Origin of the sequence: Streptococcus suis, assembly GCF_046032115.1 — a bacterium.
In the GTDB taxonomy this organism is placed as follows: domain Bacteria; phylum Bacillota; class Bacilli; order Lactobacillales; family Streptococcaceae; genus Streptococcus; species Streptococcus suis_AJ.
The window spans coordinates 1-26,574 of sequence record NZ_JARQOZ010000015.1 but is presented as its reverse complement, the minus strand read 5'-3'; the positions used below and the strand labels follow the sequence as shown (position 1 = coordinate 26,574).

At 40.2% G+C, this 26,574-nt stretch carries 25 protein-coding genes and 3 pseudogenes; 11 read left to right on the top strand and 17 right to left on the bottom strand.

Annotation, left to right across the window (positions count from 1 at the left end; translation table 11 throughout):
- Positions 1-5 precede the first annotated feature (5 nt).
- The 6 genes from lacB to P7J36_RS06100 form a co-directional block, all read right to left on the bottom strand.
- Complete coding sequence (gene lacB / locus P7J36_RS06125) at positions 6-521, bottom strand: galactose-6-phosphate isomerase subunit LacB (protein ID WP_002941130.1); 516 nt, start codon at positions 519-521, stop codon at positions 6-8.
- A 26-nt stretch (positions 522-547) separates the two neighbouring features.
- Positions 548-970, bottom strand: a complete 423-nt coding sequence (lacA, locus tag P7J36_RS06120; protein WP_002935225.1) for a galactose-6-phosphate isomerase subunit LacA — start codon at positions 968-970, stop codon at positions 548-550.
- A gap of 205 nt (positions 971-1,175) precedes the next feature.
- On the bottom strand, positions 1,176-1,943 hold the full coding sequence (locus P7J36_RS06115) for a DeoR/GlpR family DNA-binding transcription regulator (RefSeq protein WP_024416030.1): 768 nt from the start codon (positions 1,941-1,943) through the stop codon (positions 1,176-1,178).
- A gap of 133 nt (positions 1,944-2,076) precedes the next feature.
- Positions 2,077-2,355, bottom strand: coding sequence for a hypothetical protein (locus tag P7J36_RS06110; RefSeq protein ID WP_408551508.1), 279 nt, complete (start codon positions 2,353-2,355; stop codon positions 2,077-2,079).
- A gap of 412 nt (positions 2,356-2,767) precedes the next feature.
- Positions 2,768-4,501, bottom strand: a complete 1,734-nt coding sequence (gene aspT, locus P7J36_RS06105; RefSeq protein WP_408551507.1) for an aspartate-alanine antiporter — start codon at positions 4,499-4,501, stop codon at positions 2,768-2,770.
- A gap of 18 nt (positions 4,502-4,519) precedes the next feature.
- The gene (locus tag P7J36_RS06100) at positions 4,520-6,118 is read right to left on the bottom strand and encodes a bifunctional aspartate transaminase/aspartate 4-decarboxylase (protein ID WP_408551506.1); all 1,599 of its coding nucleotides are present in this window, start codon (positions 6,116-6,118) and stop codon (positions 4,520-4,522) included.
- A 325-nt stretch (positions 6,119-6,443) separates the two neighbouring features.
- Here P7J36_RS06100 and P7J36_RS06095 point away from each other — a divergent pair.
- Positions 6,444-6,593: pseudogene (locus P7J36_RS06095) on the top strand (site-specific integrase); the annotation flags it as partial.
- Positions 6,594-6,850: 257 nt separating this feature from the next.
- On the opposite strand, the gene pezA reads toward P7J36_RS06095, so the two are convergent.
- Positions 6,851-7,327, bottom strand: a complete 477-nt coding sequence (pezA, locus tag P7J36_RS06090; protein WP_408551505.1) for a type II toxin-antitoxin system antitoxin PezA — start codon at positions 7,325-7,327, stop codon at positions 6,851-6,853.
- Positions 7,328-7,635: 308 nt separating this feature from the next.
- Between pezA and P7J36_RS06085 the strand changes: the two genes are divergently transcribed.
- On the top strand, positions 7,636-8,304 hold the full coding sequence (locus tag P7J36_RS06085; RefSeq protein WP_105206696.1) for an MIP/aquaporin family protein: 669 nt from the start codon (positions 7,636-7,638) through the stop codon (positions 8,302-8,304).
- A gap of 43 nt (positions 8,305-8,347) precedes the next feature.
- Here the strand turns inward: P7J36_RS06085 and P7J36_RS06080 are convergent, their stop codons facing one another.
- The 3 genes and pseudogenes from P7J36_RS06080 to gla all read right to left on the bottom strand — a co-directional run bounded on the left by P7J36_RS06080 (position 8,348) and on the right by gla (position 10,227).
- On the bottom strand, positions 8,348-8,962 hold the full coding sequence (locus P7J36_RS06080; RefSeq protein WP_408551504.1) for an NUDIX hydrolase: 615 nt from the start codon (positions 8,960-8,962) through the stop codon (positions 8,348-8,350).
- A gap of 114 nt (positions 8,963-9,076) precedes the next feature.
- Positions 9,077-9,250 (bottom strand): annotated as a pseudogene (locus P7J36_RS06075) (helicase HerA-like domain-containing protein); the annotation flags it as partial.
- Positions 9,251-9,381: 131 nt separating this feature from the next.
- Positions 9,382-10,227, bottom strand: coding sequence for an aquaglyceroporin Gla (gla, locus tag P7J36_RS06070; protein WP_029180420.1), 846 nt, complete (start codon positions 10,225-10,227; stop codon positions 9,382-9,384).
- A gap of 139 nt (positions 10,228-10,366) precedes the next feature.
- On the opposite strand from gla, the gene P7J36_RS06065 reads away from it, so the two are divergent.
- Entirely contained in the window at positions 10,367-11,167 is an 801-nt protein-coding gene (locus tag P7J36_RS06065) for a formate/nitrite transporter family protein (RefSeq protein WP_408551503.1), read from the top strand.
- Positions 11,168-11,200: 33 nt separating this feature from the next.
- Here P7J36_RS06065 and P7J36_RS06060 read toward each other — a convergent pair whose 3' ends face one another.
- Both P7J36_RS06060 and P7J36_RS06055 read right to left on the bottom strand, forming a co-directional pair.
- Positions 11,201-11,896 (bottom strand): LrgB family protein, encoded by a 696-nt coding sequence (locus tag P7J36_RS06060; RefSeq protein WP_398581794.1) that lies wholly within the window; start codon positions 11,894-11,896, stop codon positions 11,201-11,203.
- Positions 11,889-12,269 (bottom strand): CidA/LrgA family protein, encoded by a 381-nt coding sequence (locus P7J36_RS06055; RefSeq protein WP_408551502.1) that lies wholly within the window; start codon positions 12,267-12,269, stop codon positions 11,889-11,891. Before P7J36_RS06055 ends, P7J36_RS06060 begins: the two co-directional genes overlap by 8 nt.
- A 293-nt stretch (positions 12,270-12,562) precedes the next feature.
- On the opposite strand from P7J36_RS06055, the gene P7J36_RS06050 reads away from it, so the two are divergent.
- Genes P7J36_RS06050 through P7J36_RS06040 form a run of 3 tightly spaced genes read left to right on the top strand, consistent with a single transcriptional unit; the run spans position 12,563 to position 14,692 of the window.
- Positions 12,563-12,889, top strand: a complete 327-nt coding sequence (locus P7J36_RS06050; protein WP_029180417.1) for a PadR family transcriptional regulator — start codon at positions 12,563-12,565, stop codon at positions 12,887-12,889.
- Positions 12,876-13,631 (top strand): DUF1700 domain-containing protein, encoded by a 756-nt coding sequence (locus P7J36_RS06045; protein ID WP_408551501.1) that lies wholly within the window; start codon positions 12,876-12,878, stop codon positions 13,629-13,631. Before P7J36_RS06050 ends, P7J36_RS06045 begins: the two co-directional genes overlap by 14 nt.
- A complete protein-coding gene (locus P7J36_RS06040) occupies positions 13,628-14,692 on the top strand; it encodes a DUF4097 family beta strand repeat-containing protein (protein WP_408551500.1) in 1,065 nt (354 codons plus the stop codon). Before P7J36_RS06045 ends, P7J36_RS06040 begins: the two co-directional genes overlap by 4 nt.
- Before the next feature lie 44 nt (positions 14,693-14,736).
- Here P7J36_RS06040 and P7J36_RS06035 read toward each other — a convergent pair whose 3' ends face one another.
- Positions 14,737-17,196 (bottom strand): YhgE/Pip family protein, encoded by a 2,460-nt coding sequence (locus P7J36_RS06035; RefSeq protein ID WP_408551499.1) that lies wholly within the window; start codon positions 17,194-17,196, stop codon positions 14,737-14,739.
- A gap of 125 nt (positions 17,197-17,321) precedes the next feature.
- Between P7J36_RS06035 and P7J36_RS06030 the strand changes: the two genes are divergently transcribed.
- The 4 genes from P7J36_RS06030 (at position 17,322) to P7J36_RS06015 (ending at position 20,477) form a co-directional block, all read left to right on the top strand.
- Positions 17,322-17,855 carry a TetR/AcrR family transcriptional regulator gene (locus P7J36_RS06030; RefSeq protein ID WP_408551498.1) on the top strand — a complete coding sequence of 178 codons (534 nt, stop codon included), beginning with the start codon at positions 17,322-17,324 and terminating at the stop codon, positions 17,853-17,855.
- A gap of 82 nt (positions 17,856-17,937) precedes the next feature.
- Entirely contained in the window at positions 17,938-18,921 is a 984-nt protein-coding gene (locus P7J36_RS06025; RefSeq protein WP_105206566.1) for an ABC transporter ATP-binding protein, read from the top strand.
- Entirely contained in the window at positions 18,914-19,693 is a 780-nt protein-coding gene (locus tag P7J36_RS06020) for an ABC transporter permease (protein ID WP_172083291.1), read from the top strand. Before P7J36_RS06025 ends, P7J36_RS06020 begins: the two co-directional genes overlap by 8 nt.
- Position 19,694: 1 nt before the next feature.
- Entirely contained in the window at positions 19,695-20,477 is a 783-nt protein-coding gene (locus P7J36_RS06015; protein ID WP_408551497.1) for an ABC transporter permease, read from the top strand.
- 490 nt (positions 20,478-20,967) lie between these two features.
- Here the strand turns inward: P7J36_RS06015 and P7J36_RS06010 are convergent, their stop codons facing one another.
- From P7J36_RS06010 to P7J36_RS06000, 3 genes are all read right to left on the bottom strand, one after another.
- Positions 20,968-21,798, bottom strand: coding sequence for a Cof-type HAD-IIB family hydrolase (locus tag P7J36_RS06010; RefSeq protein ID WP_398581785.1), 831 nt, complete (start codon positions 21,796-21,798; stop codon positions 20,968-20,970).
- A 9-nt stretch (positions 21,799-21,807) separates the two neighbouring features.
- Positions 21,808-23,085, bottom strand: a complete 1,278-nt coding sequence (locus tag P7J36_RS06005) for a CapA family protein (RefSeq protein ID WP_398581784.1) — start codon at positions 23,083-23,085, stop codon at positions 21,808-21,810.
- Positions 23,086-23,173: 88 nt separating this feature from the next.
- Positions 23,174-24,109: a dihydroorotate oxidase gene (locus P7J36_RS06000; protein WP_408551496.1), complete on the bottom strand. Its 936-nt coding sequence runs from the start codon at positions 24,107-24,109 to the stop codon at positions 23,174-23,176.
- Between the two features lie 207 nt (positions 24,110-24,316).
- Between P7J36_RS06000 and gdhA the strand changes: the two genes are divergently transcribed.
- Positions 24,317-25,663 carry an NADP-specific glutamate dehydrogenase gene (gene gdhA, locus P7J36_RS05995; protein WP_408551495.1) on the top strand — a complete coding sequence of 449 codons (1,347 nt, stop codon included), beginning with the start codon at positions 24,317-24,319 and terminating at the stop codon, positions 25,661-25,663.
- A gap of 355 nt (positions 25,664-26,018) precedes the next feature.
- Here gdhA and P7J36_RS05990 read toward each other — a convergent pair.
- Positions 26,019-26,339: pseudogene (locus P7J36_RS05990) on the bottom strand (transposase).
- Between the last annotated feature and the right edge of the window lie 235 nt (positions 26,340-26,574).

Genomic DNA, 26,574 nt, shown 5'->3' with positions numbered 1-26,574 from the left:
GCCTCCTAGTCGTGGTATTCTCCACGATCCCACTTTTCAAGAAATTCCGTAAAGAACTCTGGATTAGCCTGCTCTTGATTGAGCGTTTCAACTGCAGCAATCTTTTCAATCAAACGTTTGTTTGCTTCAGTTGGTTTGTATTCTGCTTTAATGAAGGCTTCAATGATGTCGCACATGAGCAACTCACCTGTAATCTTTCCTCCAAAACCAATGACGTTGGCATTTAACTCTTCTTTTGCATAGAGTGCAGAGGTCATATCACGAACCAGAGCTGATCGAACGCCAGGTACCTTGTTTACAGCATTGTTGATTCCAACACCTGTTCCACAAATACAAATTCCCAAATCTGCTTGTCCGCTTGCAACAGCTTCACCAACTTTTTTACCAAAGATTGGGTAATGAGTACGAACATTGTCATAAGTCCCAAAGTCCAATACTTCATATCCTTGATTTTTCAAATAATCTACCACAGCGATTTTTTCATAGGTTACAATGTGGTCACAACCGATTGCAATTTTCATCTCTTATTCTCCTTTGTTTACAACAATTAGCACATTTTATTTAGCATATCGACACGAATTTGGTGACGGCCACCATCATACTCACCTTCAACAAATCCTTTAACGATATTTTTAGCAATTCCTTCTCCTACAATCTCACTACCGATTGTAATAATACGCGAATTGTTGTGTCCTCTTGTCATATAGGCAGAACGTTCGTCTGAAACTTCTGCAGCAATCATGCCTTTGACTTTAGTTGCGGTCATAAATGGACCAACACCATAAGCATCAATCACAATGCCAAGATTTCCTTCCTGTTGATTAACTTCTGCAACTACTGCCAAAGTTGTATCAACAAAATCACTTCCATCACTGACATCTTTAAAGTCATATGATTTTTCTAGCAAATAATCTTTAATAACGTCTTTTAGTTTTGAGCCCGCTGGATCAGCACCGATAATGATTGTCATAACCTATCTCCTAACAAAAATAGAAAGTTGTAGCCATATTTGGCAGAAAATCTTTGTTTTGCAAAACTTAGAAAAGCGTTTTCGCTTTTTTATGTTTAAATTATACAACTAAACAAACACAAAGTCAACATATTTTGTTTTATTTTTGTTTATTTTTTTCGTATACAAACAAAAAACCAACATTTCACTGTTGGTTTTGATAACTTTATGATTTTGTAGTGATAATTTCGATGTGCTTACTTAATAATTGGTAATTTTCATCCTTTGCAGTCATATCGGTCACTAGAGCAGTTACATCATTCAAATCACAAAAGGAAGTAAAATCATCTTTTCCAATTTTCGAGGCATCCAGCAGTAGATATTTTTCTAACGAATGTTTAATGGCAATATTTTGCGTATAGGCTTCCGCTAGGGTAGAGGTCATGACATCAGTTCCCTTAAGTCCGTTACCTGAAAAGAAAATTTTGCTGAATCGCATTTTTTCTAAACTTGTATTGGTAATTTCTCCTACAAAAGATTCTGTCACTTGGCGATATTCTCCCCCCAAGAGAAAGACTTGAAACTCCTCGGTCTTCTTTTGAGATAGGATGGTAAAAACAGGCATACAGTTTGTGATGACAGTGAGACGAGGATTTTTAATGGCCTCAGCCAGAAAGGCCACTGTTGTTCCTGGGCCTAAGAACACCGTGTCTCCATCTTCTATCAGTTGTGCAGCCCTTTCTGCTATCTCTTGTTTGGCTTCCTTATTCTGAATGTGTTTCTCAGAATGGGAATATTCCCGATATTGAAAAGCTTTATTACTTCTAGCACCGCCGTGAATTTTTGTTAAGATACCTTGCTCTTCCAATTCAATAAAATCACGTCGAACAGTCATATCAGTAACATTTAGCAATTCTACTATCTCAGAAATTCGAACGGTGCCTTTTTTGTTTACCAATCGTGTAATTTCTTCTAGTCGTTCTCGTTTATTCATGTTTAATCCTTTGTTGTTTTTTTACATTATATCAAAAATAAACAAGAATATGTTGGAAATTTGAACATTTGTGGTAATAGCATCAGATTATGGATTTATAGACTGACGATATAAGTAGATAAAAAAATTTCACTTAGTTATAGTCTAGTATATTCTCATATCTACCTTCTTCAGCATCTAAATAGTAAACAGCAATATTATTCATCCGAAGCTCATTTTTCTTCAAAAAAAGGTTTACATATTTTGCATCATGTGTTGTAAAAATAAGTTGTTTATTCAATTTCCCCAAAACATCAATCATTGAAAATTGATTAATATCATCCATATTTTGAATAGGATCATCTATGGCAATAAAATCAATTGCTGAATTATTTTGACCGATATTCTTTGCAATAAAAATTGAAATTGCCAAAACATTAAGCTGTCCAGAACTCAGAACATTGGCAGCTTTGATAGTTTGACTATTGTTTACTATTTCAATATCTAAGGTATTTTTGTTGTCATCAATATTAAAGTGTAGATTTCTATAGGTAGCTACATTGGGATTAAGGTAATTAAAATATTTTTGAATTATGGATTTATTACTATTACTAAATTCTTATCGTTAATTCCTAAGATTTCTGTTCTACTAGCATTAGAACACATATCATTTCTCCTTGTTTTTTATTTTGTGCGATTTAAATTATACACGAGATTTGATGCGTGTTCCTATTTTTTTGCAAAAATTTAGCGTTGGGAGAGAATTTTCTCTCACCAACGCTAAATATTATATAACCACTTTTCCTTAAAATAAATGTATGAATCTATCTTATCTACTCAAATAACTAATGTATGCATATTGCTACTACAAGAGGACCTAAAACTGTAAGTAAAATATTTCCCATTGCATATCCTGGTGTATAGGCTACTGCAAAAATACTGGAGTCATATTCCTCCACAACTCCGTTAAGCGCTGCGGTACAGGTTCCGGCACCACACAGAGATCCAATGATATCTACAGCATCCAGCTTTAATACAAATCTTCCGAAGTAAACGGAAGCAATATGAGGCAAAATGGTTACCAAAATACCAATTAATAGTACCTTTAAGCCCATAGATTGCAATGCAGATATGAAGGAAGCTCCAGAAGTAAGTCCCACAATGGCTATAAAGAGATTTAATCCAACACTCTTACAAAACCATCGGGTTGCTTTCGGCATCAGTCCATAGTTAGAATGTCTATCTTGATAATATCCAAACAGAAGTCCTCCAATTAAAGCTCCTCCACCAGATCCAAGTGTAATCGGAATTTTGGATACAACGAAGCTGATTGCACCTATTAATAGACCAACTACAAGCCCCATGCTGATGAAGGCCACGTCTGTCTCAGTACCTGTATCCTTCACATACCCAAGTTTTTTTACAGCCTTAGAAATAGCAGCTTTTGGTCCCACCAAGGTCAAGTGGTCGAGAGCTTTTAACGCCTGATCTTCAGATAGGATATTGTTGTCTCTCTTCCTCTCTGAAATGACAATTCCATTTTCTGAAAGATGCTTTATCACATCCAGAGAGAAATGATTAGTCAAAACGATTTCCTGCTTTATCACATCAAGCTTAAGGGCTTCCGAATCATCCGTTTCCTTCATGCCCGGAGCTTCAAAATGTAATACTGCATCAAGAAGTCCGATAATCGTAACCGTATCCCCTTCCAGGAGCTGCACATCTGGCGCAAGGGTCACCTTTTTACCCTTTCGAATGATTTGCGTTATTGTAAGATCATCCTCGTACTGCTCTTCCACCGAACCGATTGTTTTGCCAATAAGTTCTGCACCTTTTTCTAAGCAAAATGCACGTGCTTTAATATTTCCAACCACAGTGTTTTCCGAAGAAGACTCATGGAAATTTGTTTGCTCAATTTTCTTCTTAACTGTATCTGTCAAATTTGCACCAATTAACTTCGCTGCACCGTTTTTCAAAAATACCACTACCCCAATCGTTCCAAAAACATAGGTAAGCGCATATGCAACTGCCATTTGACTTTCCGCCGTTTTCAGTTCTGTTCCTGAAAGCATAGCCTTCATAGTAGAATCCGCTGTTCCTAAGATTGCTGACTGTGTAAGACTACCTGCCAAAATTCCGCCAGCTTCTCCAGCTCCAATACCAAAAGCCTTAAACAAAACTATAGAAACGACAAAGGCTACCACGGCGAAGAATATGGATAGGACAATAATTTTAAGGCCAGATTTTTTTAAACTTGCGAAGAATGAAGGTCCAACCTCATATCCGATAGCAAAAATAAACAGTGAGAAAAAGATTGTCTTTACAGTTCCGTCAATCTCATAAGTTCCTGCCCCCTTCAATATTAGGGAAATGAGAAGTCCTACCAGCAAAGTTCCTACAGTGGCACCTACCGTAAAGGATTTTATCTTTACCTTTCCAATAAAATATCCAAGTGCAAGACATATAAAGATAGAAATGACTGGATTAGCAATCAAATAATGGGCTATATCAGAGAAACCTGTTACCGTAATACGTTCTGCTGTTTCCAACACTTCATGTGAGATTAAACCTATATCCATTTTAAATTCCTCCCCATACTATAGCTTTTTTTTCTCTTTTGTATACTTTTCGTAATATTCTTTCAAAAGGGATATAATACGGTTTGCTATTTTCTTATAATCATTGTCCTCTAGGTTTGCTTCTGAAATTCTAACTGTACCAGGAGTTGCTCCAAAACCAACTCCTTCCATCAACACAACACCTTCTTCCTTTGCTAGATGTAAAAGAAAATCTATTTCCTCAAATTCATTTCTAAGCCATGTTGCGAAGTTCTTATCATAATTTGTTTCTGCAAGTTGATATATGTCAATCAGTGTATAATATTTAGCATTGGAATCACTGTTATCCTCAGGTAAGCCTAATGTAGACATTAAATTGTGGTAACGAATCGCTGTAATTTCTTTACAAGCTTCAATGTATTGATCCTTTTCATTTTCAAGAACCAAATGCGTCATAGACAAAAGAACCATCATAATCTGCTGCGGAGTGGAGAGCCCACTGGTATGATACAATCCGATGGATCTGCTGTCCGCGCATATCCTTTCAACAAAGCTCATTTCCGAAGGATTAAGTGTAACGATAGAATAATCGCTTTCTAGTTCTTTTTTCTTCTTCTCAGGAAGCTTCTTAATCAGTTCATCAAAAACATTATCTTCATTAATTGCTATAACTCCGAGTCTCCATCCTGTAACCCCGTAAAGCTTTGAATACGAATAGACTAAAATAGTGTTTCTCGGGCAAACGGAATAAACTGTACGGAAGTTATTGACAAAGGTTCCATATACATCATCTGTGATAATAATAAGGTCAGGGCGCTTTTCAACTACTTTTCTTAACTGTTCCAAAGTCTCATCTGTAAGACTGCGGGAACCGGGATTTGATGGATTCACTAAGAAAAATGCCTTGACAGAAGGGTCCAAAAGCTTTTCAAATTCAGAATCTGGAATATGCCACTGATTTTCTTCCCTTGCTTGAATATCGATCTCTGTTAAATTAAAATTTGATAGTCTCGGAATCTGAATATAAGGAGTAAATACCGGTGTGTTGATTGCAATGTGGTCTCCATCATTAAGTAGTCCATTATGCTTTAAGGAATCAAATATATAAACAATTGCAGCCGTACCGCCTTCTACCGGAAATACCTTCGTTTCCTTTCTTAAGTCAGCCTTTCCGTACAGAATACTTTGGAGAAATGCATTGATGATGTGCTCCGTATTCTCCAAACAACGGCTGGGAACCGGATAATTATTTCCTATAATGCCATTTGTAAGCTCCAAAATAAGGCTTTTCTTATCTAAATCTAGATGGTCTACGCTATACTCCACGATCTTTTTAAGAAATACATCCACCTCATCGTCACGATTTAAAAAAGCATTGTACCTCTCCTCAATTCCATTGGAGTCAACATATCCAGCTAAATCTCCTTTATCTAGAGTTCTTTTGCATTCTGACACGCCAAATTCCATCAGTCTTGCAAAAGCTAATCTTCCCAAGGTATTAATCCAATTAGGATTTCCTCTTCCTGCATTCAAAAATTTCAAATGTTTCTCATTCTTTTCTGATAATTTCAACATATCAAAGCTAATTTCAAATGCACCAAGTTTTTCTAATTTTCTTTCGAAGCTCTTTGTAATCATCTTTAATTCTCCTTTTCTTCTAACTGCATAAGTTTTTCTAACCACAATACAAAAAAACATCAACATTTTTTTGTACTTAAATTATATCATTCGCAAACCATTTTGTACATTATCTTTAGGTTAATACTGATAATAGTGAACTTTGTGTAGTTTCGAAAAAGCCAAGGTAATTTTTAAAATTACCTTGGCTCAGATTGAAGACAAAGTCCTTGGAACACAAGTTTCCAAGGGCTTTTCTTTGTGCAAAGTCGTATAATAGAGCTAAGAAGAGTTGTGAGGTATTTCCTATGTTTCACAAAGAAAAACTAGATTATAATCGACGCCAATAAGTGATATTTTTGATTTCGGCATAACCAATTTTAGTCTTACCCACAATCCAGCACGCACAGTCAGAATTCCTCCCAAGCCAAAATTAACTAATAAACGTGTTATGGTGCTACATGATGATGACTTGGCTAAATGGTTAATCTTTATCTGAAAGAAATCGCTAAACTAACAGGCTAGTCTAATGACTACATTTTTGACTACATTTTCTAAATGAAAATACTAAAAACCTTGATTTAATAACGTTTTTAGCCAGCTAAAACAACATTTCAAACCTTTACTGAGGTGAAATAATTGAACTAAGAAAGCACTTGAAACAATGGTTTCAGGTGCTTTTTTGTTGATTTAACACAATCAAAATCTCTACATTTTGTATATCGAACAGAAGTCAGAACATTTCCCGTTTCATTACGGCACCTTCCGATGATTCACCATATCTAATATCCGCTCAATACCACCTAAATAGCCATTGTAACGCTCGATCTCATCGAAAGTATAGGCAAGGTAGATTTTCGAATGGATTAATTCAGCCAAATTATCACTCATCAGAATCCAAGGATTGGATTCATCATCAAAAGCAATATCTTGACTATCCTGGTATCTATAAAGCTGTGATAATATGGCTGCTCCTCGTTCTTTGATCACTTCTATTTTTAAAGTCAGTTGGTAATCTTCAACAGGTGCTAACATCTTATCCTCCCCTACAATATCAACATAAGAGACGTTAAATTTTTGACAAATACGGTCGATAAGTTCTGTTGAAACTTTACTAGTTCCATTCTCATAACGACTTAAACTATTGCGTGAAATACCGACCATTTTCGCAAATTCTGGTTGTGTTAAATCATGTGTTCGACGTAGTGACTTGATATTGTCTCCAATCATAGATAAAGACCTCCTCATATTTGCTTTCATTATAGCACAAAAACAAATAACGCACCATTTTTGGTGCGTTATTTGTTTTCTTATTTTTGGCTTAGCCGTCTGCAAGACCCCGCGGAAAGCGTTTGTAGTTTTGATGGATCACAGGGCTGTCAAAACTACAAAAACGTTACTTTTTGGCAAAAAGTAACAAAAAGCTAACTGTATCTGAGAGGAATATTTTAACCTTTCCCATCCGCTGGCACAAGTTCAAAGTCTATTTTCTTGAAATTTTCATGAAAATGCTTCACTATATGACTGGAGAAAAAAACATGTCTAAGAAGTTTTTAGCCGAATTTATCGGTACATTTATGTTGGTCTTTATTGGGACTGGCGCTGTTGTTTTTGGTAATGGTGTAGATGGTCTTGGTCATCTTGGAATTGCATTTGCCTTTGGTCTTTCTATCGTAGCGGCTGCTTACAGTATTGGTACTGTTTCAGGTGCACACTTGAACCCTGCTGTTTCATTGGCTATGTTCATCAACAAACGTTTGAATGCACAAGAATTTGCTACTTATGTGGTTGCACAAGTTTTGGGAGCAATCCTTGCCTCATCAACCTTGATTTTCTTCTTGTCAAATGCTGGACTTTCAACAGCAAGTTTAGGAGAAAATGGATTTACAACTGTAAATGCCGCAGGTGCTTTCTTGTTTGAAGCAATTGCAACCTTTATCTTTGTTTTAGTTATCGTTACAGTAACTTCAGCAAGTAAGGGCAACGGAAAAATTGCAGGTCTTGTAATCGGTTTGACCTTAACCTTGCTCATCATCTTGGGCTTGAACGTGACAGGTCTTTCAGTTAACCCAGCACGGAGCTTGGCGCCAGCTCTTTTTGTAGGTGGAACCGCTCTTAGCCAAGTTTGGGTCTTTATCCTTGCTCCGCTAGTTGGTGCTGCACTTGCCGCTCTAGTAGGTCAACATTTATTGGAAACTGAAAAATAAGTTCAACGACATTTGGGATGTTAACAAAAACAGAAAACTTCGCTCATCTGGGCGAAGTTTTTTGATTTATGATTTCCACAAACCGATGGGTAAATTGGGCGGTCATTCCCCAGATATTTTCTGGTAGATTTTCATAAAATGGAACGGAGCGTTTGTGATGACTGAAAGGATAGTCAACCCCACCTCTCAAACGTTCAAAGGGAAAGTCACAATCTGGGACAATCTGTGAATCCAGTTGATAATAGACAGGGGACGTTTTCAACAAGGTTTCTAGTGGAACTGTAAAGAATCGAGCTACTTCATCATTGGGTTGAAGGGTCTGCCAGTCCAAGTGAAGTCGACCGACAAAACAGCGAATCGTTGAGCGACCGAAAACGAGATAATCGATTTCTCCCAGCAACTCAATTTGTTCCTGTTGAATGTCAAGTTCTTCAATAACCTCACGAATGGCTGCTTCTTCTGCTGTCTCCCCATCATCAATTCCACCACCTGGAAAGGAAACTTCTCCCGGTTGAGAAATGGACTCGCTCCGAATCTCATATAAGACCTGCCACTGATTGTCTGACCAGACTAAGGGCAAGAAGACTGCATAAGAACGTTTTTCACCCAATGGCTGGGGCTGATAGTCTTTCAATAATGCCTGCAATTGATCAGTCATGGTAACTCCTTACTAATTAGTGATTTACGTTTATTTTAACGAATTTTGTGGCATCTGGCAAGAACTTTGTCTAGATATAACCGAACGAATTTACTTTCATACCCGGAACCGAGGTACAGACAGTATAAGAATAGGAATACCCGCGTCACTCAACTGCTCTGCCAGGACCTTTAAGGTCACTGTCTTCCCTGTTCCGGTCGCACCTGCGATGATCCCATGACGGTTGAGCCGTTTAAATTGCATTTCTGCACGCTCACGCCCATAACCAAAAGCAAAAACATCTGACATATTCTAGCCTCTTTTCCGATTTTTTCTAGCTTTACTGTAGCATAACTTTTAAGAAAATAGCAAAGCAGACAACCGAATCACCTCAATATCCATAAAACAAAAAAGAAAAACCCGACGAATCGGGTTCACTATTAAAGATACAAGAATTTGAATAGTGCAATGGCGGCAATTGATGCGAGGATTGGAGCAACCACTGGCACCCAAGCATACCACCATTTTGAATCAGATTTTGCTTCACCAAGTACTGTTTTTGGCAAGAAGTGGTGAAGAAGACGCGGACCAAGGTCACGAGCAGGGTTAAGAGCTGGACCAGTTGGACCACCGACACAGGCTACCAAGGCCATAACTAGGAAACCAATGCCTAAGTGAGCAACTGCGATTGAACCTGAAGTATATGGAGCAACCATTGTTTCAGCGACTGTCTTGTCATAGCCTTGTTCAATGATTTTACCAACAAGCTCTGCACCAAAGAAATTCTTAGTCAAAGCAAGTGCTCCAAAGAACAATACAAATGAACCAGCGAACTCATTTAAGAAGCCATTAATAGTTGCAGCTTTACGGCTTTCTTTCGTTCCATTATCAAGCGCACTGATAGTTGAGAATGAACCAAGAATATGGTTAGAATTTTCAGTTTTCAAGAAGTAAGGTTTATACACTGCTACAACCACTAACTGACCAAACATTGCACCTAACAATTGCGCAACGATATACTGTGCAACATGTTCCCAAGGGAAGAGACCTGAAACAGCCAAACCAAGTGTAAAGGCTGGGTTGATGTGGTTTCCAGAAACGTTACCAAACATCAATGCTGGCATCATAACTGCCAAACCATAGCCAATCGCAATGAGAATCCAACCAGAATTGTTTCCTTTTGTGCCTTTTAAATCAACGTTTGCAACTGTACCATTACCAATGATAATAAGGAGTGCAGTCGCTAAAAATTCAGTGATATATTTCACTGTCCATGTAACATCCATATTTTTCTTATATTTCCTTTCAAAAGTTAAATTTTTTTGGACAACAACCATTTTATCAAGTATAATAAACAAAGTAAAGCCATTCGACAAAAAGAAAACGTTTACTCAAAAAAGTAGTAGATTCAGTAAGGAGATTAGGATGGGAGCTAACCAAGAGACATTAATGTATACACTTGAAAAGAGTATCCAGAAAAAAGCAGATTTGTTTGAACACAGTTTTTCTGCCTACGCTGTACGATCGATACTAGCCAGTCTTTATTTAGGATTAGGAATTGTCATTTCTCTTTATACAGCAGACAAACTCAACCATGTCGCAGAAGGACTCGGGAAGTTTAGTTATGGGTTGATGTTTGGTTGGGGGCTACTCATGATTTTATATATGAATGCCGAACTAGGAACATCCAACATGATGTATATGACAGTAGCCAGCCATCGAAAAACGATTCCTACTAAAACAGCCCTCAAGATGTTGGCAACCTGTATCCTTTTCAACTTTATCGGTGCTGTCCTTGTTTGTTACTTGGTTTCATTGACACTGCCTTATCAACATGTTGATGCTCACAGCTACCTATTTGAAGCAACGGTGGCCAAGCTTTCAAAGACACCTTTGACTCAATTTATTGAAGGGATTTTTGCTAATATTGTCGTGAATATCGGCGTATTTACCTTCTTACGCATCAAAGATGACGCTGGACGTCTCATTTCCGTTATTTTCATCATCTTTATCTTTGCTTTCTTGGGATATGAGCACGTCATTGCGAACTTTTCACTCTTCTCCCTGGCCTTTTTTGCAAATGGTGGACCAGTTGAAGGAATGAATCTAGTAAGTGTATTAAGTAATTTCCTCTTTTCTGGACTAGGAAACTACGTGGGGGGCGGTCTCTTTATCGGACTTCTTTATAGTTGGTTGAATAATCAATCCAAACTTTATGTAGACTAAAAAACTACGGTTGGAATTCCAATCGTAGTTTTTTTATTGTAAGATAATCTGCGCAACTATAGGACTAATCACCACATACATGATGCCTGTAATCCCAATAGCTAAGCCAGCCATCGCCCCTTGCGTATGCCCATATTTTATCGCTGTACCCGTTCCAATGGCATGCCCTGTTCCTCCCAAAGCAAGACCAACAGCTACCGGGTCTTCAATTTTTAGTAACTTTAAAAAGACTGGGCCAAGAACACTTGTCAGAATCCCTGTTGCAACAACGACTACAAGAGTAACTGTCGCTATCCCTTGCATTTTATCAGTAATACCAACAGCCATAGCAGTGGTGACTGATTTTGGAAAAAGAGAGATTGCTAGAAAAAAATCCATCCCAAACCATTTTGCAATTAGGGCAGTAAAGACAGTATTGACAATACAGGCAAGAAAAATTCCCAAAAGAATACTTCGAATGTGATGTTTCATTAGATGGAAAGAACGATACAAAGGGATACCCAGAGCTACTGTTGAAGGTACAATAAGCATATTTAGATAGGACCCTCCTGCATAATATTCCTTATAGGAAATACCTGTCATTTTTAAAAAGACAATAATCAATCCTGTAGCTACTAATAGTGGGGTTGTGATTGGATGAGGAAATCTTCGATAAATCAGCATTCCAATTAAATATGCTGCAATTGATAACATAATACCAAAAATAGGATTTGAAAAAAGTTCAGTCATGAATTCCCTCCGTATCAATGTAGTCACCTTCAAACTTTTGCTTCACAAATTGAACAACAAAACCAATTACTAAGATATTTAAAAAAATGGCGCCTAAAATGACGATGAAAATAGGAAGTAAATAATCTTTAATTGCATCAAATCTCTCCATAATGCCCACCGCTGCAGGCAAAAAAAGAATGGTCATATTAGCCAGCAAAAAATTTCCAACCGTATGAATGTGGCGAAGACGAATCAATTTGAACTCTAGGGCTAAAAATAGGAGGATTAAGCCAATAATACTTCCCGGAATAGGAAGATGAAAAATAGTCGAAATAGCTTCCCCTAAAAATGAAAATACTAGAATAATCATAAACTGAACATATAGTTTCATCTTTACACCACCTTAAATATTACTAATCCATCTGAGGTCATTCTCTTTTAGTCTAGAAAATCCCTTAATGTTAGTACTGTTATTAAGTTTACTACTCTGAAAATATTTTTCAAGGCTATAAAACGTTTACACCTTAAAAATTTGTCTTAAGCTATTTTATTTATTTTGCACATAATCACTTGACAATTTATTTTTGTAGGTGTATATTTAATATATAACAAATTTTGATATATACAAATGAACACTATATATCAAAACCGAACCCAACTAACAACAAAGGAAAGGAGCGTCCTATGCATTTTCCAGTCCCCGCAGTGCTGACAGAATTTCTCATCATGGCTATTTTGGAATCCGATGATTCTTATGGTTATGAAATCTGTCAGACCATCAAACTCATTGCCAACATCAAGGAGTCCGCCCTCTATCCCATCCTAAAGCGATTGGAGCAAAATGACTTTTTGACTACTTATTCCCAAGAATATCAGGGTCGGATGCGCAAGTATTATAGCCTAACTCAGTTAGGTCACGAAGAATTGGTCCGACTCAAAGATGATTGGGATACCTACACAACAACCATCAACGGTATTATAGAAGGGAGCGTCCGCCATGACAAGAACTGAGTACATGGAGCAGTTAGAAAAACACTTGAAGAAACTGCCCCACAAGGAATACTTCGAAGCCATCAGCTTCTTTAATGAGTATTTTGACGAGGCTGGACCAGAGCGTGAAGCTGAGATTATCGAAGAATTAGGATCTCCAAAAGAAGCTGCCAGCGAACTCATCAACAACATGCTCAACAAGCAAATCCAAGAAGAGAAGGATCAACAAGAACCTATTCAACTCAACTGGAAACTCTGGGTTGGTCTGGGAGCCTTAAGTATGACAGGTCTCTTCTCTTTCTTCCTACTCTTTATCATGGGAGAGTTTATCGGAGTCATTCCTCTGTTTGCAACTCTTATCCTCGGCGCCTTTTTCCTCGGTCGCTACTTCCGTAATTTTAGCCAAACAAAACGAACGCTCTGGTTGGCTATCCTAGCTGTCATTTCCCTGCCTATCGCCATTCCACTTTTGCTTATTCTCCTAGCTAGTCTATTGGGATTGGTGGCGCTCATCTTGGCCCTCATTGTCGGTGCCTTTGTTCTGGGTGTCGGACTTCTTACCAGCGGTGGCTATCTGATTTGGGAAGCCTTTAGCCTCATGTCAGAAGGATTCAATATCTTCCTCATGGGGTTTGGCTCAGGTTTGTCTTTGATTGGCGGAGCTATTCTCATCTACATCTTGACTGGATTTTTTGCCTACTGGTCTTGGCGACTGGTCAAGGCTTGCTTCAAATGGATCTTGAAACGAGGTAAACGAGCATGAAAAAGAAACTAACCATCGCCATTATTATCGGTTTTGTCAGCCTGATTGCAGGCTTAATTCTGGCTGGCATTGGATTTTTCACTGGGGGCGTAACCCGCTTGGAAGAGGTTGCTGCTCCGACGGAAGTCCATAAGACCTTCACAGATTTGAATACCATTAAAATTGACTTTATCCCCCACAGCGTCTATATCAAGGAGTCTAGCGATAGCAACTACCATGTGACCTATGCCAACTCCGACAACAATATGCAATCCCCCTTAAAACTAGCAGAAAAAGAGGGAACTTTGACCCTTTCTTCACAACAAGAATCTTTTGCTATCGAAGGAATTATGCAGTATCTTGGAGAAAGGTTGGCCCAACGTCGTATCAATGTCTTCTCCGTCACCATTGAAGTGCCTAAAGGGAAGACACTGGATAAATTAGAGGGACACAATCTCCACTTCTATGATTTTGGCGGTTTCACGATTGAGAATATCCATATCAAAGAGGCAAATCTGTCTGGTGGTGTCACTCTTGACAAGGTGACTATTGACAGCGGTCAGATTGAAGCAGGCTACTTCCAAGCGACACAATCCACTCTAAAAGATATGCACATCAACCTACAGGGAAGCAGCATCCGCTTATCTGAAACCAGTTTGGAAAATGTTACAATTAAAAATTACCAAGAACTGAATGCAGATCAATTGACTCTCCTAGGAAAAAACGTCCTCACTCCTTCCGAATACAGCCTATCTGTTACAAATATAAACCTAACAGATAAGAGCTTACAAGACATCAATCTGAATATCAGTACACAGCTGGACATCAAAACACTTGCGGAACACTTAGGCTACCACTATGAAACCCTCGAAGAACTAAAGCAAGCTGTTGGTGATATGAGTTACTTCAACGAACAAGCTGAAAACGTCGGTATTTTCACTAAAGATAAGTATCAAACATTATCGATCAAAAAAGAGGAGGATAAACAAACCTTAACTTTGGAGAAAAAAGAGAGCAATAATAGCCTGACCATTACTTCAACTAACGCAACCATTAATCTACGAACACCAACACCAAAATAACTACATCAACCAAAAACCAACTGTTCACGCAGTTGGTTTTCTCATTATTCATCTTTTTGATTATAAATCATGAGACCTAATCCCATGAAGCCTACTAAGAAGAGACTCAGCATCCAAACTTGATGACTGCTATTTCCAACCATTGAAATGGTTTGACGAAGGCCTGAAACAGAATAGGTCATTGGAAGATAAGGCTGAATGACTTGGAAGAAGCGTGGACTAAGTTCGATTGGGTAGGTACCTGCGCTTGATCCAAGCTGTAGTAACAAGATAATTAAACTTGCGAAGGATCCGAAACGATTATTCCAGCCCACCAAGGCTGTAACGAGGGCCATGAAGGTCCAAGAGGATAAGAGGATTAATCCCAAGGTTGCCATTGGATGAGCCGGATCAATTCCAATCAAGCGAAGAACACCGTACAGAATCAATGCTGCTAGGCTGGCTATCGTACCATTCAGTAACAATTTCCCTTTAGCCCAATCCCAACGATTCTTGTAGGAACGATTATCAATGTGTTTGACAAAAATAACATTCGCTGATAAGGCTGCAACCATCAGTGCGACTGATACCATGTAAGGAGCCATTCCGACACCGTTGGTCTTCACATCATCTTGGTCGCTGTGTTCCAAGGTGACTGGTTGAGAAACTGCTTGTGCATTTTTGTCTTCTACAGAGATGACTGATAGTTGTTGACTGGCTGAGCTGAGTGAATTTGTTAGGGTTTCACTACCTGTACGAAGACTGGAAATACCGCTTGTCAAGGTTTGACCGCCACTAGCTAATTGATCCGCACCAGCAATCAATTGCTGGCTACCAGAAGCCAGTTGTCCTGAACCACTGACAAGTTGACTGGAGTTGGATGACAAGGTTGCCAATCCTGATGTTAACTGGCTACCTCCTGATTGGATGCTACTATTATTCGCAACCAACTGAGCTCCACCCTCTGCTAATTGAGCAACACCGGCGGTATAGGCTGTCACCCCTGACATGAGTTGACTAGCTCCATTTGATAATTGCGTTTGAAGTTGACTCACACCACTCGTCAAGGTTTGAGTTCCTGGTAGAACTTGCCGGTTCAAAGCGGTGTTGACCTGACTCAAGCCACTTGATAGGTTTTCAATGGCTGTTGTAGCTCCTGGCAATGCTTGATTGGCAGCCGTGTTAATCTGACCGACAGCTGATTGCAGCTGGCTCATTTGTGTTGCCATGCCAGAAAGACTTTGTAGGCTAGATAAGGCTTGACTGAGTTGAGACAATTGACCCAAAATCGTTTGGGCTCCTGTCGCTGTTGTCGAAGGCGAGTTTTGGAGGGCGCCAACCAATTCAGCTTGCTGATCAGCTGTCAAGTTTTGATAGGTAGCCGTTGCTTGTAAGGCTTCAATGCTGGCTGTTTTATCGGCTTGGGCTGCAGTCAACAATCCTTGAGCCTGAGCCCCCATCTCCGTCAAGAGACTAGATAGAGTAGAGGTATCTACTGCAAGTCCTCCGATACTTGAGAGGCTATCATTTAATTGATTGATAGCTGCTTGCAACTGAGGAAGCCCTGTCAATAAGGCCTGTATTTGACTAGACTGTTCAGCAGACATACTAGTTGAACTAGCGAGTTGCTCCAAGCCTGCCTGCAATTGATTGGCTCCTGTTACCAGTTGTTCAACCCGGCTTGCTCCTGATTGCAATCGTCCCACCCCAGCGATGAGCTGAGAGGAATTGGCATTTAATTGCTCTGCACCTGAAGCAAGACTCGCTACCCCATTTGTGTAGGTTGTTAAGCCACTGGAAAGTGTTTGACTGCCTGTCGCAGCCTGATTGACTCCATCTGTATAAGATACAAGACCGGTGGCCAATTGGTTTGCTCCTGTCACCAGTGATTGACCTGATGAAGATAAGGTAGATAGGCCTGATGATAGAGTCTGACTTCCGGTTTCTAATTGACTAGCACCATCTGTTAATTGTTGACTTCCATCTGCTGCCTCAACCATACCAGATTGAATCTCTCCCATGCTGTCAAAAACAGCCGAGGTGTATGTTTCAGTAATCGTCTCTGAAACAGACGCTTTCAATTTTTCCATGGCTGATTCGCCCATCTTAGAAGCGACAAAGCTGTGACCTTTAGAGGTTTGATAGGAAATTATTAGATGCTCTGGCTGGTCCGTTAAGAGACTAGAAGCTTTTTCTGACAAATCTTCTGGTAGGGTGATGACCATATAATAGTCCCCTTCTTCCAAACCTTTTTCCGCATCTTTTTCTGATACAAAGTGGAAATCCAGACTCTTGCTCTCTTTCATATTATCCACCATATCATCACCAATGGTGAGGGTTTTATCTTGAAAGCTCGCCGACTGGTCTTGATTGACAACTGCTACAGGCAACTGGTCTAGTCGGCCGTAAGGGTCCCACATAGAGGTTAGGAAACTAATGTTATATAAGGCTGGGACACAGGAAACACCGAGAATGGTGATCAAGGTCATTGGTTTTTTGAAAAAATTCTTTACTTTTTCCGACATAAGAAACTCCTTTAGACATCCTGTCCAAAAACTGATAAAATATATTATACAAGTATCATTTTCAAAATCAAGTAATAAGAATCGTTTTTTGTACAATGTGTCTAAAAATGTATAAAAGGAGCAAAATGGGAACAGATAATCGGAAAGAACGAACTCGTCAAGCCATTTTAGAAGCAATGGTGACTTGCTTAGAAACTCAAGGATTTAATGAGATTACAACCACCCATCTAGCACAGACTGCTGGTATCAGTCGTTCCAGTTTTTATACCCACTATAAAGATAAGTACGAATTAATCGACTCCTACCAACAAGGACTTTTTCACAAATTAGAGGCTATATTTGACCGTTATGATGGCAATCGCCAATCATCATTTTTAGAAATTTTCGAATTGCTCTATCGTGAAAAATTGCTCTCAGCCCTACTGACCCATAACGGAACTCAAGAAATCCAAAATTTCTTGATTAACAAAGTCAGATTGCTGGTCGCAAATGATTTGGCTGAGCGTTTGGGGAAAGAAGATTTATCACCACTTGAAAAAGAATACAGCAGTATCTATTTTTCACATGCCTTCTTTGGAATCATTCAAGTATGGATAAAAAATGGGAAGCAAGAATCTCCTCAATATATGACCGATTTTCTAATAAAAATGTTACCGTAATCATTATTTTCTACCTTCACCCCTTAAGAAATATGATATAATAGTCTTATCGTGCAAACGTTTTCTTAAAGGAGATGATGAAATGATTCAAGCTGAACATCTATCAAAAACCTATTCCATCATAGATAAGGAAGTCGGTCTCAAAGGTTCTATTAAGGCCTTTTTCAAACCCAAGAAAAAGAAAATTCCTGCCGTCCAAGATATTTCCTTGCAGGTCAAAAAAGGCGAAATCATCGGCTATATCGGCTCCAATGGTTCCGGTAAGTCGACCACCATCAAAATGCTGACGGGAGTCCTCTATCCAGACCAGGGCTCAGTCCGAATCAACGGCCTCAATCCACAAGAGAACCGCAAGGCTGTCAATAAGCAAATCGGAGTACTCTTTGGACAAAAATCCCATTTGGATTGGAACTTGCCTGTCCAGGAATCCTTTATCCTTCACGCAAAAATTTATGATGTTCCAGATAAGGTATTCAAAGAGCGATTAGCTGTTTTGATTGATTTATTGGACTTGGCTGATATTATGAAGCAACCAATCCGTAATCTGTCACTGGGCCAACGGGTTCGTTGTGAATTTGCGGCTATCTTTATCCACCAGCCTGCCGTTGTCTTTTTGGACGAGCCAACCATCGGTTTGGATGCCAGCGTCAAGGAGACCATTCGCTCCTTCATCCGCTATATGAACCAAGAATACCAGACCACCTTTTTGATTACTTCCCATGATATGAAGGACATCGAAAGCCTCTGTGAGCGGATTTTTATCATTGATAAGGGAAAGAAGGTCTACGATGGTTCTCTGACCGTCCTCAAAGAACGCTTTTCCACAGTGAAGACCATTCTCTTTTCCACAGAAAAGCCGATTGAAAAAGACTTGCAGCTAGAAGGCTGGGAATTTGAACGAATAGATGACTTTCATTTTGAAATCCACTACCAAAGTAAGTTTTGGACCAGTGCCCAAGTGATTGAGCAAATCTTTAATCATTATTCGGTTGAAGATGTCACCATGAAGGAATTGGAAATTGAAACCATGGTCCGCCAAATTTATGAGGAGGGTATCCATGCGTAAATATCTCTACATGACCCGCCTGACCATGATGAATGCCATGCAGTACAAGGCTTTCTTTCTAGCGACTTTCGTTTCACTGGCAGTGAAGATTTTGGTGGCTCTCTATGTCTGGAAAACCATTTTCTTCACTCAATCAGAAGTCAATGGCTTTACCCTGCAAACCTTTACTACATATATCATCTTTGCTAATCTACTAGCCAGTTTAAATTCTTTCTCACTCGGAGAAGATTTGTCCTACAGCATTTTAAAAGGAAGTATTGCGGGGGAATTTCTCAGACCCTATTCCTTTATCCTAGCCCTCTTTTTCAAGGACCTTGGAAATAAGCTCTTGGAACTGATAAAATTTGCCATCGTATTTATCGGTATCTTACTTGTTCATCAAGATTTCTACCTGCCTGATGGCCAGACCATTTTGCTCTTTCTAGTCAGTTCGATTCTAGGGATGTTTATCGTTCAATTACTGGATATGGCTTTTGGCTTCTTAGCATTTTTTACGGTCAATGCCTGGGGAGTCATGCTCCTGCGGATGGGGCTTTTCAATCTGGCTTCTGGAGCACTCTTGCCACTCAGTTTTTATCCACAGTCTGTGGAAAACTTTTTGAAACTCCTTCCCTATAATTATGCGGTTAATGTCCCTGTTTCCATTTTACTAGGACAGGAAAGTGATCTAACAGCTTTGGGATTGCAAGTTCTCTGGATACCATTCCTCGCTCTCTTCATCGCCGCTCTTTGGTCCCAAGCCAAGCGTCGTATTGTCATTTTTGGAGGTTAACATGAAGAAATATATCAGCCTCTATCTATATAACATCAAGGTCTACATGATGGCCCAGATGTCCTTTCGGGTGGACTTCTTCATCGGGCTTTTCTCCTCGTTGATTGAACAAATTGTCTACCTGATTTTCCTCAACATCCTCTTTGGAAATATCAAGGAAATCGCTGGTTTCAACTACGGTCAAATGCTTTTTATATATGGAATAGCTACCGTCGGACGCTCCATTCACTTGATTTTCTTTGACAATCTCTGGATGTTTGGCAGTCGCTACATCCGACAAGGCGAATTTGAACGCCTCCTCCTCATGCCAGTCAATCCTCTTTTTCAGCTAATTTGCGAACGAATCCAGCCACAAGGAATCGGAACAACCCTTATCGGTTCCCTTGCACTAGTCCAAGCTTCCAAGGAACTGGGTATGGAATGGAGTCTTGGAAAACTAGCCCTACTAATCTTTATTGCCATTTGTATCGGCCTACTCTATGCAGCCATTCAGCTGGGACCAACTGCTTTAGCATTTTGGATTGTAGAATCATTTCCTTTGACTATGGGAATTTTCGCCCTCAATCAGATGGCTCAATACCCGCTTAATATCTATCCAAAAATCATTCAAATCCTGCTGATTTTTGTCTTCCCTTATGCTTTTACAGCCTATTTCCCAGCCCTCTACTTCTTAGACCTATCTATGTGGGGACTGGCTTTGCCACTGGTTGTCCTAGTCTTATTTGCCATCAATTACAAGCTCTTCCGCCATGGTATGACCAAGTTCACCAGCGTTGGAAATTAAAAAAAAGCGGGAGTGGGAAAGACATCCATGATGGCTTCGCCCTCACCCACAGAATAATGAAAACGAACACAAAGCCCTCACTAGGTGTATAATCTTAGTGAGGGCTTTGTGGTTGACGAGTTAATGATGTTATACTCTTCGAAAATCAAAATCAGACTAGCTCCAAAGGTTTGGGGAACCTTTGGAGGTTGGAGATAGAGCGAACGTAGTTCGTTTCTACTTACGCAGATAGACCCCTGTTACTATTTTGTTTCAAGGTAACAGACTGAAAGACTCCACTGGAGCCTTTCACTCATCAAATCAAGTCAACAGCATCTGCTTTTGATTTTCGAAGAGTATAAAAAAGCTAGCATTCTCTGGACGGAGAGTTCTAGCTTTTTTCTATATACTTATAAAATATAGTTGTTTCGTTTGCTTTTAGTACAAGGCAACGAGCTGCAGGCTGTACTGGAGTACGGCAAAGCGAGTTAACGAAGTAATCAAAGATAAACTAAATGACTATATATTCTTCAATGACCTGAAGCACACCAGCTTCCAAATGGCTTGGAGCCAGGTATTTGGCAACCGCCTTGACCTTGTCCGTCGCATTTTCCATGGCATAGGAATAACCTACATAGTTTAACATCTCGATATCATTATCCGAATCGCCGAAGGCCATTACCTGTTCAGGTTCGATATCCAAACGGTTCAAAACCTGTTCCAAGCCCCATGCCTTATGAATCCCTTGCGGCAAGATATCGATGGAGCCATAGCCACTGGTGACTGCCACTAGATTGCCTTGAAAGGCCTGATTAAAGCCTTCCGTTATCGACTCCACACGCGCTTCAGGAACCCAGAGACCAACCTTATAAATCGGCTCAGAAATAGGATAAGCACTGAGGTCGTCTAAATAGGTCACACGATTTTGGAAGGCAGCCATTTGAGCAGGTTCAATCGGTAAATCCGTTCCCTCAAAAGGCTGTCCGGCTCCCGCCTGCATATAGATATTTTCTTCATTGGACAACATCAGACATACATCCGCCCAACGTCCTTTAAAAAAATGCAGTATTGCTTCGACTTCTTCTTGCTGAATAGCACGTCGAATCATTGTTCTGCCATTTTGATAAACATGGGCTCCATTATCTGCTACAAAGATTAACCGGTCTTCAAATCCTTGGCAAAGCTGCAATAACCTGCCCATCCCATTACCACTGGCAATGACAAATGGAATCTGTTTCTCTTCTAGCTTCTCCAAGACCCTCGAAAATCGCTCTCTATCAAAACTTCCTTGACCATCTAAGAATGTGCCATCCATATCTGTTGCAACTAATCGAACTGCCATATTCTCCCCTTACCAATTTAGATTTACAAAATCCTTCATTTCTTGATAGGCTGTGCCCACACGCGCCTGGGTATCTGGATCCAACTGCCCATAATACTGACCGCCTTCTACCCAATCTTGCAAGATATAGGTTTGATACGCAAATTGTTCATAACCTTCTGACGAATACGTCCCCTTGGACAAGCGATTGACCCAGGTCGGATGAGCTTGGGCTGTCTGGATCCTGGTCTGCCCATTCTCTTTCTGAATGGTAATATCCATCAAAACACCCCGTTCTGTCCACTGGGCATTGGGTGTGTCCTCCATGCTTTCGATACGCTGGTTTGACAGGAAGTTGCCCATAGAATAGATAATCAATTTTCTCTGCCCATCTTTCTCAAGAATTTCCGCCGGTTCGACCACATGGGGATGTCCGCCCAAAACAATATCAGCCCCCCAATCAATCATTTGACGATACAAACTGGTTTGTTCCTCCGTTGGCTCCAACTGGTATTCCACACCCGTCTGAGGCATGACGATGGTAATATCTGCCTCTTTCTCAGCTCGCTCAATCTCTGCCTGCATCTTTTCTTTATCAAAATCCGATAAATAGGCATCATATTCCTCCTGACTCAGCAAAGCCTCCATCCCATTGAAGCCGTAAGCATAGGCTAAAACCGCTATACGGATACCATTGACTTCTCGAATGTAGAGTGGTGCAGTTGCCCGATTACCTTCAGCGTAGACACCGACTGTATCCACACCTGCATCTCTAAATGTATTGACAGTGGAAACCAATCCAGAAAGATGTGAATCCAAGATATGATTGTGGGCCAAATCCACCAAATCGTAGCCTGCATCATGGATATTGTTGGCGACAATGGCAGGCGCATTAAAAAGTGGGTAACCTGCTAATTCGACATCTGGGGAAATGGTCCCTTCAAAGTCTGCGATAGCGAAATCAGCCTGTTCTATCCAGGGCTTTACGTAGGTAAAATTCTCAGAAAAATCGTAACTTCCATCTGGCCGTTCTGCTCCTCGAAGAATAGGCAAGTGATAGAGCAAATCCCCATGAGCCATGATACGAGCCGTCTGAATCCCTGTCGCTTCCTGCAAAACTTGTTGAGACTCTGATTTATCCGACAGACCACTAGTTTGACTGCTATCATATTTCAAGAGAGTAAAATGCTCCAATATAAGAATGAGAAACAGCAAAATAAGAGAAAATCCAGCAATCCCTACAAGCTGTCGGACACTTCTCCGAATAGCACGTTGTTGTGCTCGAGCCCGTCTTCGCCTCCTTGACATCCTTACAACCTCCGATTAACATCATTATACACCTTTAATACTAAAAAATCCATAGTAAAAGTGGGACGTCAGTCCCACTTTAATTACTTTATTCAATATATTGTAACTTGCCTCGGAAATCTTCAATGGTTTCATAGCCCTTTTCTGCCATAATGGCCTGTAATTCAGCAGTTATTCGTTCAAAGGCAACCAGCCCTTCCTTTTGCAGAGTTGTACCGATTTGAACCATGCTGGCACCGCAGAGGATATGCTCGAAGGCATCCCGTCCCGTCAGCACGCCTCCTGTTCCGACAATCTGAATTTCAGGTTTCAAACGCTGGTAAAAGGCATGGACATTAGCCAAGGCAGTCGGCTTGATGTATTCCCCACCGATACCACCGAAACCATTTTTAGGTTTGATAACCACTTGCTCATCTTCTATATAAAGACCATTTCCAATGGAGTTAACACAGTTGACAAAGACAAGGGGGAATTGATTAAAAATCGCTGCCGCTTGATCAAAATGAACAATGTCAAAATAAGGTGGCAATTTGATGCCCAAAGGCTTAGTGAAGTAGCTAAATACCTCTCGCAAGATGGCTTCCGTCGTTTCAAAATCATAGGCAATCTGCGGTTTTCCAGGGACATTGGGACAAGAAAGATTTAACTCTGTCAGCCCCTTAAAATCACTGGCTTCTACAGTTCTCAAAATCTCATGAGTCTCATCAGGCGACATTCCAACTACAGATAAAACAAATGTGCGTTCTGGCTCCGTTTCCTGCAATTCTAGTAGATAATCCAAATAGTAAGCCAAGCCCTGATTTGGCAAGCCCATCGAATTGATAGAACCAAGCGGAACATTCTGATAACGTGGTTCTGGATTACCCGCGCGGTAGTCCAAGGTTGCTGTTTTGGTCACAAAGGTCCCAGCCGCAGATTCCTTGACCGCTGCCAACTCCTCCTTGGTCATGCACCATACCCCCGCCGCATTCATCAAACAATTGTCAAATTCAAATCCACCAAGTGTCGTTGCTGTCGAAACCATAGATTCTCCTTAATTGATTTTTCCTCATTATAACAAAAATTAGAAACGATTGACTAGTATTTTCTAGCAACGTTCGTCTTCAAGCCAAATAATTTTTTATATTTTGCATTTTTTACTTTACAAGAAAAAATCATGGTGCTATAATAATTGTCAGATAAATTAAATTGTCAGACAATTTAATAAAAAATAAAGAAATCAGGTGACCATATGTCAAATTCAAAAGCTTATATTGCCCAATCATTTGAAGCTGTTAAAGCCCGCAACCCACATGAAACAGAATTCCTCCAAGCTGTAGAAGAGCTCTTCTCTACACTTGAGCCTGTTTTTGAAGCACACCCAGAATACATCGAAGAAAACATCTTGGCCCGTATCGTTGAGCCAGAGCGTATCATCAGCTTCCGTGTTCCATGGACAGATAAAGATGGAAATGTTCAAGTCAACCGTGGCTACCGTGTTCAGTTCAACTCAGCTGTAGGTCCTTACAAAGGCGGTCTTCGCTTCCACCCAACTGTAAACCAATCCATCTTGAAGTTCCTCGGTTTTGAGCAAATCTTCAAAAACGTCTTGACTGGTCTTCCAATCGGCGGTGGTAAAGGTGGTTCAGACTTTGACCCTAAAGGAAAAACTGATGCTGAAATTATGCGCTTCTGCCAAAGCTTCATGACTGAATTGCAAAAACACATCGGACCTTCACTTGACGTCCCTGCTGGTGACATCGGTGTCGGTGGTCGTGAGATTGGTTACATGTACGGTCAATACAAACGCCTCCGCCAGTTTGATGCAGGTGTCTTGACTGGTAAACCTCTTGGCTTCGGTGGTTCATTGATCCGTCCAGAAGCAACAGGCTACGGTTTGGTTTACTTTACTGATAACATGTTGGCAGCAAACGGTAAATCCTTCAAAGACCAAACAGTCCTTATCTCAGGTTCTGGTAACGTTGCCCAATATGCCGTTCAAAAAGCGACTGAACTCGGTGCCAAAGTTATCTCTGTTTCAGATTCAAATGGTTACATCATTGACGAAACTGGTATCGACTTCGACCTCTTGGTGGACATCAAAGAAAAACGCCGCGCTCGTTTGACAGAATACGCTGCAGAAAAAGCGACTGCTAAGTACTTCGAAGGTTCTGTATGGAACTACGATGGCAAGGCTGACATTGCCCTTCCATGTGCGACTCAAAACGAAATCAACGGCGAGCAAGCTGCTGCCCTTGTGAAAAATGGCGTTTACTGTGTGGCTGAAGGTGCCAACATGCCATCTGACCTTGATGCTATCAAAGTTTACAAAGAAAATGGCGTTCTTTACGGCCTTGCTAAAGCAGCCAATGCTGGTGGTGTAGCCGTATCTGCCCTTGAAATGAGCCAAAACAGCCTTCGCTTGTCATGGACTCGTGAAGAAGTGGACGGCCGTCTTAAAGACATCATGGCAAATATCTTCAACACAGCTAAAGAAACTGCTGAAAAATACGACCTTGGTACAGACTACCTCGCAGGTGCTAACATCGCAGCCTTTGAACAAATTGCGGATAGCATGATTGCCCAAGGTTTAGTATAAGCTTACTTTTAGTTTACTAAACTATAATAAAAACGCCTCCAAAAAATTGACGTGCTAATTTTGAACCCACTGAAAAAGTCATCAACTTGATGGCTTTTTTTGCTATACTAGAGTCGAGGTGATTCCTATGCTTGATAATCAAATTCAGTTAGATCTTAGTTCCTATTCTCCCCTGTATGATATTGTTGTTCCCAAAAATCATTTTTTACGGCAGCTAGTCATAACCACCCGTGAAAACGGGTGGCTTGTACACCGGCTATAAGCCGTTTCTCTCCAGCGACGTCTAAAGACGTTCGCTGAACTTCGTTCAGGTTAGTGCTATAATTACTTGACTAATGCCCGTAACAACGGGCTTTTATCTCGTTCTAAAACTGCCATCTGAAAATGGATCTTCATACTCTTTGACACTCAAGAATCAAGTGCAATGTCATTTTTCTCCTGCTCGCGAATATATTTCGCAACTGTCTTTTCATTCAGTCCAACGGTACTAACATAGTAGCCTCTAGCCCAAAACTTTTGATTTCCACGCCTTTGTATCGACATAGATGACGGAAAATATCAATTAAGTCCTGCCTTATTTTGTAGTAAATGGATTTTCTACGGTACTTAGGTGTGAAAACTATGTGATAGAGCACATCCATTTGGTATGTGATAAACTGTAACTGGTTTTAGCCATGCTAAACTAGTCCACTGGACTAGTTTACTCCTCCTTTATCTAACCTGAACAATTAGATTATATCAGGAAAAAGAAATGGAAGCTCAAAGCCTTGTCAGCCACCAGCATAGCTGGTGGTTTTCTTGTTTTTCTCTACGAGAAAAACTGGCTCGAAGCCATAACGGAACTCTGTGACTTTAGTTTTATCTATGATGAGTTAGAGAAACATTATTGTGTCGACTTTGGTCGAAAGGCT

Coding starts and splice junctions, on each gene's coding strand:
- P7J36_RS06020 (WP_172083291.1), top strand. CDS start 18,914: ATGCGTAAATATCTCTACATGACCCGCCTGACCATGATGAATGCCATG.
- gla (WP_029180420.1), bottom strand. CDS start 10,227: ATGGATGTTACATGGACAGTGAAATATATCACTGAATTTTTAGCGACT.
- P7J36_RS06000 (WP_408551496.1), bottom strand. CDS start 24,109: ATGGTTTCGACAGCAACGACACTTGGTGGATTTGAATTTGACAATTGT.
- aspT (WP_408551507.1), bottom strand. CDS start 4,501: ATGGATATAGGTTTAATCTCACATGAAGTGTTGGAAACAGCAGAACGT.
- P7J36_RS06030 (WP_408551498.1), top strand. CDS start 17,322: ATGGGAACAGATAATCGGAAAGAACGAACTCGTCAAGCCATTTTAGAA.
- pezA (WP_408551505.1), bottom strand. CDS start 7,327: ATGATTGGAGACAATATCAAGTCACTACGTCGAACACATGATTTAACA.
- P7J36_RS06100 (WP_408551506.1), bottom strand. CDS start 6,118: ATGATTACAAAGAGCTTCGAAAGAAAATTAGAAAAACTTGGTGCATTT.
- P7J36_RS06010 (WP_398581785.1), bottom strand. CDS start 21,798: ATGGCAGTTCGATTAGTTGCAACAGATATGGATGGCACATTCTTAGAT.
- P7J36_RS06115 (WP_024416030.1), bottom strand. CDS start 1,943: ATGAATAAACGAGAACGACTAGAAGAAATTACACGATTGGTAAACAAA.
- P7J36_RS06045 (WP_408551501.1), top strand. CDS start 12,876: ATGACAAGAACTGAGTACATGGAGCAGTTAGAAAAACACTTGAAGAAA.
- P7J36_RS06015 (WP_408551497.1), top strand. CDS start 19,695: ATGAAGAAATATATCAGCCTCTATCTATATAACATCAAGGTCTACATG.
- P7J36_RS06035 (WP_408551499.1), bottom strand. CDS start 17,196: ATGTCGGAAAAAGTAAAGAATTTTTTCAAAAAACCAATGACCTTGATC.
- lacA (WP_002935225.1), bottom strand. CDS start 970: ATGACAATCATTATCGGTGCTGATCCAGCGGGCTCAAAACTAAAAGAC.
- P7J36_RS06080 (WP_408551504.1), bottom strand. CDS start 8,962: ATGACTGATCAATTGCAGGCATTATTGAAAGACTATCAGCCCCAGCCA.
- P7J36_RS06005 (WP_398581784.1), bottom strand. CDS start 23,085: ATGTCAAGGAGGCGAAGACGGGCTCGAGCACAACAACGTGCTATTCGG.
- gdhA (WP_408551495.1), top strand. CDS start 24,317: ATGTCAAATTCAAAAGCTTATATTGCCCAATCATTTGAAGCTGTTAAA.
- P7J36_RS06060 (WP_398581794.1), bottom strand. CDS start 11,896: ATGACTGAACTTTTTTCAAATCCTATTTTTGGTATTATGTTATCAATT.
- P7J36_RS06085 (WP_105206696.1), top strand. CDS start 7,636: ATGTCTAAGAAGTTTTTAGCCGAATTTATCGGTACATTTATGTTGGTC.
- lacB (WP_002941130.1), bottom strand. CDS start 521: ATGAAAATTGCAATCGGTTGTGACCACATTGTAACCTATGAAAAAATC.
- P7J36_RS06065 (WP_408551503.1), top strand. CDS start 10,367: ATGGGAGCTAACCAAGAGACATTAATGTATACACTTGAAAAGAGTATC.
- P7J36_RS06040 (WP_408551500.1), top strand. CDS start 13,628: ATGAAAAAGAAACTAACCATCGCCATTATTATCGGTTTTGTCAGCCTG.
- P7J36_RS06025 (WP_105206566.1), top strand. CDS start 17,938: ATGATTCAAGCTGAACATCTATCAAAAACCTATTCCATCATAGATAAG.
- P7J36_RS06055 (WP_408551502.1), bottom strand. CDS start 12,269: ATGAAACTATATGTTCAGTTTATGATTATTCTAGTATTTTCATTTTTA.
- P7J36_RS06050 (WP_029180417.1), top strand. CDS start 12,563: ATGCATTTTCCAGTCCCCGCAGTGCTGACAGAATTTCTCATCATGGCT.